Source organism: Flavobacterium macrobrachii, assembly GCF_014486675.1.
Taxonomy (GTDB): Bacteria; Bacteroidota; Bacteroidia; order Flavobacteriales; family Flavobacteriaceae; genus Flavobacterium; species Flavobacterium macrobrachii.
Genome location: NZ_JACTAC010000090.1, coordinates 1 through 9,839, shown reverse-complemented (window position 1 = coordinate 9,839; position 9,839 = coordinate 1). Strand labels below are relative to the sequence as shown.

Here is a 9,839-nt window from a genome sequence, read left to right as displayed (position 1 = left end):
TAAATTCTTTATTAAAGAATAGAAAATACACCAATGTTAGACTTAAAATTAAATAGATTGAGGTTGTAATTAAAAAAAGTGTGTCGTTGAGATATTTTAAATAACAAATTAAATATATCGTAAAGGTGTATTGAATAATTAGCGAAATTAAGTTTAAAAATCTATTTCTTACAAACAATATTAAAAAACTTAATAAAACAAAAAAAACAAAAAAAGTTTCATAATCAAAATTGAAATTATAACCACTATCCGGAAAATACTCAATTATTTCTATTAAATTTACTAAAACTATACTAATAATAGGTAACGTTAGCTTTTCGTTTGGCATCATAATAAATAAAAAACTTACTAACACTGTTATTTTTAAATAAACTGTTTTCATAAATTAATTATTATTGTTAGTTGGCGCATTGCCGCCAGAAGTGTTTTTGGTTGCTCCATTTGGTAAAAATAAAGTTCCAATGATAGAATTATATTAATAAAAAAAAACATTCTATGTTAAGATATCAACCAAAGTTTTATAAAACTTTGGTTGATATAAATAAAAGTATTAATTATTTAGCTGTTTTATCTTTAAGTTCTTTCTTAAAGAATAGAAAATATATTAAAACTAAACTTAAGATTAAGTAAATTGTTGTGGGAATTGTAAAGTACCAATAACTTAAAAATTTACATTTAAAGACGTAGATTATCCAACTAAGTTGAATAATTATCCCGTAAAGATTTATTTTTTTATTTTTTAGTATAACAAAAACTAAACTTATGCAAACAATTAAATTAGTCAAACTTGCAATGACCATTTCTTGATTAAAATCTTCATAAAAAAACGACCAAAATGTTTGAAATAAAAACAATAATTGTACAATTCCATTAGGTAATATCACATGTGGACTTGGAAAAATAATTATCAAAAAACTGATTAATACCGCTATTTTTAAATAAATTGTTTTCATAAATTAATTATTACTGTTAGCTGGCGCAGTTCCTCCAGTTGTGTTTTTTGTTGAACCTGTTGGTAAAACTAAATCACGAATCACTTCGCCTAATGTACCTGGTGTTTGTCCACTCCATGGACCAGGCGATTCGCAACTTGGGACTTCTATATTACTATTGTTAAAAATTAAAATAGCTAAATCCGTACAATTCATTGAACCAAGATTATATTGCGGATTACTTTGTGCAACAGCAATAGTACTAGTAATGATATTTGATAATTGAGTTGAAGTAATAGTTGTTGTTATACTTACATCAAATGTATGATTTTCGTCATTTCCAAAAACACCAGGTGTTGATAAAAAATCTCTTGGATCTGGTGTTAATGGATTTGGTAACGCTGAACCTAATGTGCTAATTGGATAAAATCCTAATGTCTTAATTTTCGTTCCTTGTCTTATTGAAATAAATGCATGACCAACATTTAATGTAGGTGAAATAATTATTTTTGAACCGCTGATAGGTTGATCAGCATACAAGGTTATTATTGCGGGTTGTGAAGTATCAAAACAACTTAAATAGTCAGCCATGTCGGTTATTGCTACGTCTGGTGCAACAAGAACATCTTGACCATTAACTTTTCCATCTTTTAATAAGTCAAGAATACTACTTATTTCTTGTATAGCTTCAGGTGAGTTATTATTTGCGGTTACAAAATTCACTAATTCTCTAGCAAAATCCTTTGCTTCATTGTTATTTATATTTTCAGGTCTATTGATATAAGCAATAATATCTCTGTAAGTTTCAAAATTATTTTCGTTTTCATTTCCATAAACCCATTGTTGCTGGCTTACAGACAATCCATGCCAAAATTCAGCTGCGTTTTTTGCTTGTTGGTATTTTTTACTTCCTAGTTCATACATGTTTGGGTCAAAAATATAACCGCTAGGATCACTTAATCCGCTTCCTGAGCCTATACTACCTCCGCCACCGCCACCTGAGAGTGGATATAAAGGTTGGATGATTTCGGTCTCATTACAAACATTGTATCGAACTAAAGTCATACAAAGATTGCATTGATCACAAGTTATTCTGCAAGCATCAGAATCGCCATAGGTACAACTTTCTACATAATAAGCTACTGTATAACAATTACCTGAAATTCTAGCCGAATAAACTTGTCTAATACTGCCTTCAAATTCATTGTCAATACCTGCTAAAAGTTTGTCAAAGTTTTCATCAGTGGGAATTAATTCCAAAATCGATGTTTCCCAATTGCCATCATGGTTGTAAATAACGAGATTGAAGATACTTTTACTGGTTACAATTTTAGGTACAATATTGAAAGTATAACTTATTTTGTTTTCTACTACAACTTGTTTTATGTAGTCAAAATTGATGTCAAAATCGCTCAATTCATAACTTCCATCTGCATTTCGGTATGCAATAGTATTATCTTTTGGAATTTTAAAGGTTTTACTAAAATTGTGTAATCCGGTATTTCTTTTGAATTCTTCAATGGAAACTGTTTTGTTTTTTGTTACTGGTTTTGAACCTTGATGATACAAATCATCACTACAACTACTCAGCATAATTGTGAAAAGGGCAATTACTAGAAATTGGATTTTTTTAATGTGTTGCTTCATAAAATAAATTGGTTTTTGGTTGGCACTAAACTTTTTTAAAAGTAATAAGAACAATTTGATTGTATCTGCGTATAAATAAGTATTTTCTAAGTTATCCAAAGCTAAAAAATTAAAATTTAATAGCGATATTTTTCTTGTGTTTTGTTTTCACTACAGATACTAATAATCCAAATGAGATGCTTCCTTCGTCAGCATCACTAACATTGTATTTTTTATAGAATATAGTTTTGATTAAAAAACTGATGTAAAATGTATTTGATTAAAATTTTTTTATATTTTTATGTAAGAAAATATCTTTTTTATGTTTCAACACTTAGTAAATCTATTTTTTCCTAAAAGCTGTGCGGGTTGTTCTTCGTTTTTATTGACGAATGAATTGGTGATTTGTACGCAATGTCGATTTGATATTCCGTTGACGAATCATCATAAGATTGAGGAAAATGAAGTGATGAAAAAGTTTTATGGTCGTGTTCCGCTGGAGTTTGCTGGTGCGTTGTTTTATTTTCATAAAAAAGGAATTGTTCAGGAAATGATTCACAAGTTGAAATATAAAGGTCAGGAAGAAATTGGCGAAGCGATTGGGTATTGGTATGCTGAAGAATTGAAAAATGTTGAAATTATTTGTTCAGCCGATTTTATTATTCCGGTTCCGTTGCACAAAAAACGAAGAAAAACACGTGGTTATAATCAAGTGGATGCATTTGGGAAAGCGTTGTCGGACAAACTTGGAATTCCGTTTGATGAAACGATTCTTAGGCGAAATGTGTATGCTAAAACTCAAACGAAGAAAGATTTATTGGATAGAATTGAAGTTAAAGAGGCAACTTTTGAAGCTGTTTTTAACGAAAATCATCACGGGAAACATTTTGTTTTGATTGACGATGTGGTTACGACAGGTTCAACTTTGGAGATTTGTAGTAAAGCGTTGTTGAAAATTCCGGATGCGAAAATTAGTATTGTTTGTATGGCAATGTCGCATCAGTGATTTTTTTTTACCATATAAGGAATTTAAGGTCATTTAAGTTTTTATTGATACTGTTGAATTAGACCTGACAGGTTTTTAAAACCTGTCAGGTCTGAGGTTTAATAAATAATATATAATCAACTTTGTCAAAGTTTTAAACTTTGACAAAGTTCTCAAATACAAACTGTTTAGAAAAGTTTACAAAAATTCAAATGGTTTTTCAATTAGCCCTGATTACCTCACTTATACTTTTATTTTATTTGGAGTTCGGTGAACTTCGTTTGAAGTGGAAATCCTTTTTATTGTTTTTAAATAGGCATCTCGACTGCGCTCGATGTGACAACAATAAAAAGATTGAAACGGAAAGCAGGAAAATGGTCGACTGATACTGCCCGAAAGTTTCGCTCCAAATGAATTTTGCTATTTTTTGGGTGATTGTGGTGTTAAGTTTACTTAAAAACATTTCGTTAGCTTTAAATATAATTGTTATTTTGTGGTTTGAAATTAAAACGAATGATGCCAAAATATATTCTTCGATTACTTTTTTTGTTTTCGTTATTGATTACCGCTAGTTGTGCGAAACGTGGTAACATTACTGGCGGCGATAAAGACACGATTGCTCCGGTTTTGACGGCGAGTTTTCCTAAAAATCTTTCTACGAATTTTACGGCTAAAGAGATTGTGTTGAATTTTGACGAATATGTTAAGATGAAAAATATCAATAAACAGTTGATTGTTTCGCCACTGTTGAAATATCCGCCGGAGATTTTGCCGATGAATGCTTCTAAAAAAATTACAATTAAAATTAAAGATACGTTGCAACCCAATACTACGTATAGTATGAATTTTGGGCAAAGTATTGAAGATAATAATGAAGGAAATCCGTATTCGCAGTTTAAGTATGTTTTTTCGACTGGAAGTTATATCGATTCGCTGAAATTGAACGTGAAAGTGAAAGATGCTTTTGAGAAAAAAACGGATAATTTTGTTTCTGTAATGTTATATGAAATCAACGAAAAATACACCGATTCGACGATTTATAAAGAAACGCCAAGTTATATTACGAATACTTTGGACAGCTTGCAAATAGTGACTTTGGACAATATTAAAGCAGGAAAATATCTTCTGATTGCGCTGAAAGACAACGGAAATAATAAATACAATCCGAAATCGGACAAAATTGGTTTTCAAAAAGACTACATTACGATTCCGAATGATACTATTTTTGAATTAGAATTGTTTAAGGAAGTTTTGGATTTTAAAGCGATAAAACCAACGCAAGCTTCGGGAAATAGAATTCTGGTTGGTTATGAAGGAAAACCAAAAGGCGCTAAAGTTTCAGTTAAAAACGGCGAAACCGAAATTCCGTCGATAGTAACACAGTTTCCAAAGAAAGATTCGCTACAAGTTTGGTACAAACCGATGAAAGTTGATTCGCTATTGGTTTCGGTAGAAAAAGATAACTTTAAAAAGGAATTTTGGACTAAAATTAAAGATCAAAAGAAAGATTCATTAAAAATTTCGCCAGCATTTACTGGTATTATTTCTTTGCGCGAACGCTATGCGTTGAACAGTTCTATTCCGTTAGTGAAATTTGACAAGAGCAAAATTTCTATCATCAATAAAGATTCGGTTGCGGTAAATTTTACCACAGAATATGACGAATTTGAACAAAAAATGTTTTTGGATTTCAAATTGGAACCACAAGAAAAGTATGTTATTAAAGCTTTGCCAGGCGCGATGACTGATTTTTATGATAACGTTAATGATACGTTGAGTTATAAAGTGACTACGAGAAATGTTACTGATTATGGCTATATAAAAGTGACTTTAGAAAATGCCAAACGATTCCCTATTATTCTTGAATTAACAGACAAAGATGGAAAAGTAAAAGCTACTGCCATAACCGAAAATAATCCTGTTGTAGAATTTTTTGCCTTGGAACCGAATACTTATACTCTTCGTGCTATTTATGACGATAACAAAAATGGTGTTTGGGATACAGGAAATTTTCTTCAAAAAAGACAATCGGAAGAAGTGATTTATTTTCCTAATCAGATAAAAGTTAATCCTAATTGGGATGTCATCGAAACATTTAGGATGACGAATTAAATTGTGTTGAATTTGAAATCATCTTTGTCATCAAGAAAAGCTAACTTTTTTCTGGTTTCTAGTAATTTTTCTTTGTCTAAATCGATGATGAATACCGAATCCGTTTCTTGTGGTTCGAGTATGTAATTTCCAAGAAAATCAACAGCTTGCGAATGACCAATGTATTCGTGTTTATTATTGTCGGTTCCAATTCGGTTTACGCCAATTGCATAACTCATGTTTTCTACAGCACGTGCTTTGAGTAAAATATCCCAGGCATTGGTTCGGATTTTTGGCCAATTGGCAACATAAAGCAACACATCATAATTTTCTAAATTTCGAGAAAAAACTGGAAAACGCAAATCGTAACAAATCAATGGACAAATCCTGAAACCTTTATATTCTACAATTAGTTTATCTTTTCCTGCGGAATATACTTTGTCTTCGCCAGCTAAAGTGAACAGATGGCGTTTATCATAGTGCTGAATATCGCCATTTGGAAATACAAAAACCAATCGGTTGTAGAACTTTCCTTTTTCTTCAATGACTAAACTTCCTGTAATGGCGCAATTTTTAGCTTTCGCCAAATGTTGAAGCCAAGCAACGGTTTCACCATTCATGGTTTCGGCAACGGCTTTTGGATTCATCGTAAAACCAGACGAAAACATTTCGGGTAAAACAATCAAATCGACGTCTTCCATAAAACCGGTGATTTTTTGTGCCAAATGGCTACGGTTTTCGGTTGGGTTTTCCCAGATTAGGGAAGTTTGCATTAGGGCTATTTTCATTTTATTAAACTTTTTGGAACACAGATTTGAGAAATTCAAGAAATTTTTAAAATTTATCTAATTTCTTTGATCTGTGTTTCTGTATTTTTATTTAATCGTTATTTCATCAATAAATATAAAAGCATCACCACCAAAACCTTGATGCCATTCGGGTAGTTTGCCGAAATTAAAGGCTTTGACTTTTATATATCGAGCATTTATTGGCGTTGAGATACAGCGGAAATCTTTTATGCTGTTTTCTTCTTGTTTTGGATTTACGTCATTATTGCTAGTTCCAAGTAAAGTAAAATTGAGATTATCTACAGAGGTATAATATTCCACTTTCGTTGGCATCAATATCCAAGAACGTTGGTCTTGCAAATAATTGGAATGAATTTCAGAAATGGATTTAATTTCCTGTAAATCAACTGTGGCTTCAAAATCCTGACTTTGATAGCCTTGCCAATCGCCTTTTCGCCAATTTTCTGTTCCAAAAATTCCATCTAGCAAACCGTCATTTCCACCAGCATGATATTGCGGATTGTACTTGGATTTAATGTCGATAGTGTAATTGTTTGGTTTTTTGAAGAAGGTTGCTGAAATGGTTTGACTATGTTCATTATCATTTTTAAGATAAGCTTGTATTGTTGAAGAAGCTTCGATATAAAATGGTTTTAAGTATGGAACATAAGTCATTTTTATGGTTGAATAGTCAACGTCCTTTTCAAAAACTATATAGTATATTTTTTCCTTTGGATTTTGGGACAAAATCTCAATCATCATTCTATCCTTAAACGATTTACTTTCAGCTTCAATTACTGGAACTGGAACAATATCTTTTATCAGTTCTTCTTCTTTTACAGCATATGCGATATCAAAATCATTTGTGGTTGCATATTTTTCATATTTGGTGTCTAAAAATTTAAAATAACTTTTCGGAGTTTTTTTGTTTAATATCTTTAAACCTTTATCAGTATTAATTTTAATATTTTCAAAATAAGGTTCAACGGTTGACCATTTAATTTGCCCAGGCGTAACCGAATAAATTCCCATCGAACTCAACACATACCATGCGCTCATTTGTCCGCAATCTTCGTTTCCTATTAATCCGTCAGGAGAATTTTTATAGAAATTGTTTAGAATGTAATGTACTTTTTCGGTAGTTTTTTCAGGTTTTCCAATGTAGTTGTACAAATACGCCATGTGATGACTGGGTTCGTTTCCGTGTGCGTATTGTCCAATTAATCCTGTAACATCTACTTGTTCGCGACCTGTAGTTTTACTTTCACTGTTGAACATTTCGTCAAGTTTGGCTTCAAATTTTTCGTTTCCGCCGTATGCTTCAATCATTCCGGGAATATCTTGTGGCACAAAAAAGGAATACTGCCATGAATTCCCTTCGGTGAAATTATTGTTAATTTCGCGCGGATCGAAAGGTTTGTCCCAACCGCCATTTTTCTTTGGTCGCATAAAACCAGTATTCCAATCGAAGATGTTTTTCCAGTTTTGAGAACGTTTCATGAAATAATCGTAATCTTCTTTTTTGTTTAAAATTTGAGCCATTTGTGCAATACACCAATCGTCATAAGCATATTCTAGGGTTTTTGAAACGCTTTCGTGTTCATCGTCCATTGAAATAAATCCTTGTTTTTTATAAGCATCCAATCCTAAATGATCTAACATTGCTGAATGTTTTGCGGCTTCGAATGCTTTTTCATAGTCAAAACCCGTAATTCTTTTTGCCATAGCATCAGCCATAACCGAAACCGAGTGATAACCAATCATGCAATCGGTTTCATTGGAAGCCAATTCCCAAACAGGCAATCTTCCGCCTTGTTCGTATTGTTTCAGAAACGTATTGATGAAATCGGCAGTTCTTTTTTTGTCAATCAAAGTATACAACGGATGTGCTGCTCGAAATGTATCCCAAAGCGAGAAAACGGAATAGTAATCAAATCCTTCGGCAACGTGAATTTTATTGTCACGACCACGGTATTTTCCGTCGATGTCTTGAGCAATATTTGGTTGAACCATTGTATGGTATAAAGCGGTGTAGAAAATGACTAACTTGTCTTTATTGGTTTCTGTAATTTGAATTTTAGAAAGTTCTTTGTCCCAAAATAGTTCAGCTTCTTTTTTAACTTTTTCAAAATCCCAATGTTTGATTTCGGATGAATTGAGTTTTGCTCCTTCATAACTTGTTGGCGAAAGCGAGACTTTTACGAGTATTTTTTCTCCTTTTTTGACTTGTTTTGAGAAACTCATTCCAGAAATTTCAAGCGATTCTGAATTTGATTTGTTCATTTTTGAAACTTTCATCGGAACATTAAACTCAATTCGAGCATAAACGTATTGGTTTCTTGCCCAAGCTTCACTTCTTCGCAACACTTCAATTGTTTTATCATCAATTACTCGAATTTGACCTTCTAGTAATTTGTCTCTATGATTTAAGTCTAAAATAATATTGGTCAAACCGCTTTCATTAAATGTATATTCATGAAATCCAACTCGAGTTGATGTAGTCAAACGAACGTCAATATTGTGTTTGTCCAGTTTTACGCTATAAAATCCGGTGGAAGCTTTTTCGTTTTGATGTGAAAATGTAGAAGAATAGATTTTGTTGTCAAATGACGGTTCGCCGATAGTTGGCATTAACATAATATCGCCATAATCAGAAACTCCAGTTCCGTTCAAATGCGTATGCGAAAATCCGTAAATCGTTTTATCAGAATAATGATAACCTGAACAGCCATCCCAACTTCCATCAATTCGGGTATCTGGTGAAAGTTGCACCATTCCAAACGGAACAGTTGCGCCTGGATAAGTATGTCCATGACCGTCGGTTCCAATAAATGGATTGACGTTTTTTACAAATTCTTGAGAAAATGTTGTGGTGGAAATGAAAAGTATTCCAAAAAGTATATTCCTCATTTAATAGATTTTAATTTGTTATAAAATTGAGAAAATTTTATGGGGAATACAATTTTAATTAGATCTGATTTCTCTATTGTGCCAAACAAAACTATTTTTAAAAGATTGTTTCATGTTGAATTATCATATAAAAGAAGATTGAAATGAAATTATAATTGTTTCAAAAATTTGTATCTATTTTTTTGGGTACCGTTTTGAATTTCGATAATATACATTCCATTTTGAAGGGATTCAGTAGAAACTTGCTTATTTACTACAACTCCTTTTTGAACTAATTGACCAAATAAATTAGTAATTTGGTACTTTATATTTTCGTTTATATCAGAAAAATGTAAAATATCTTTTGTTGGATTAGGATATAAAAATATTTTTTGGGTTGGTTCATTTGTATTGACATCCAAAAAAGATTGATTAGTTAAGCGAACTAAAGAACGCTCGGTTACACCTTGAAAACTTTTGAAAGAACCTCCAACAAGAAGACCTCCGTTGGGTTGCATATAAAAAAAA

The 9,839-nt window shown here is 31.8% G+C and carries 6 protein-coding genes; 2 read left to right on the top strand and 4 right to left on the bottom strand.

Annotation, left to right across the window (positions count from 1 at the left end; genetic code table 11):
* Positions 1-956: 956 nt before the first annotated feature.
* Positions 957-2,579 (bottom strand): hypothetical protein, encoded by a 1,623-nt coding sequence (locus IAI56_RS14290; protein WP_187658511.1) that lies wholly within the window; start codon positions 2,577-2,579, stop codon positions 957-959.
* Positions 2,580-2,880: 301 nt separating this feature from the next.
* Between IAI56_RS14290 and IAI56_RS14285 the strand changes: the two genes are divergently transcribed.
* Entirely contained in the window at positions 2,881-3,564 is a 684-nt protein-coding gene (locus tag IAI56_RS14285) for a ComF family protein (RefSeq protein ID WP_187658510.1), read from the top strand.
* Positions 3,565-4,056: 492 nt separating this feature from the next.
* Positions 4,057-5,655, top strand: coding sequence for an Ig-like domain-containing domain (locus IAI56_RS14280; RefSeq protein WP_317192420.1), 1,599 nt, complete (start codon positions 4,057-4,059; stop codon positions 5,653-5,655).
* On the opposite strand, the gene IAI56_RS14275 is transcribed toward IAI56_RS14280, so the two are convergent.
* From IAI56_RS14275 to IAI56_RS14265, 3 genes are all read right to left on the bottom strand, one after another.
* Entirely contained in the window at positions 5,652-6,422 is a 771-nt protein-coding gene (locus IAI56_RS14275; protein WP_187658509.1) for an amidohydrolase, read from the bottom strand. The two genes, IAI56_RS14280 and IAI56_RS14275, sit on opposite strands and share 4 nt — an antisense overlap.
* A gap of 87 nt (positions 6,423-6,509) precedes the next feature.
* Positions 6,510-9,332 (bottom strand): GH92 family glycosyl hydrolase, encoded by a 2,823-nt coding sequence (locus tag IAI56_RS14270; RefSeq protein WP_187658508.1) that lies wholly within the window; start codon positions 9,330-9,332, stop codon positions 6,510-6,512.
* A 149-nt stretch (positions 9,333-9,481) separates the two neighbouring features.
* On the bottom strand, positions 9,482-9,839 hold a 358-nt coding region (locus IAI56_RS14265), incomplete at its 5' end, for a T9SS type A sorting domain-containing protein (RefSeq protein WP_187658507.1).

Bases quoted from the DNA above. Each gene is read 5' to 3' on its own strand.
- IAI56_RS14290 (WP_187658511.1), bottom strand. From the start codon at position 2,579: ATGAAGCAACACATTAAAAAAATCCAATTTCTAGTAATTGCCCTTTTC.
- IAI56_RS14285 (WP_187658510.1), top strand. From the start codon at position 2,881: ATGTTTCAACACTTAGTAAATCTATTTTTTCCTAAAAGCTGTGCGGGT.
- IAI56_RS14280 (WP_317192420.1), top strand. From the start codon at position 4,057: ATGATGCCAAAATATATTCTTCGATTACTTTTTTTGTTTTCGTTATTG.
- IAI56_RS14275 (WP_187658509.1), bottom strand. From the start codon at position 6,422: ATGAAAATAGCCCTAATGCAAACTTCCCTAATCTGGGAAAACCCAACC.
- IAI56_RS14270 (WP_187658508.1), bottom strand. From the start codon at position 9,332: ATGAGGAATATACTTTTTGGAATACTTTTCATTTCCACCACAACATTT.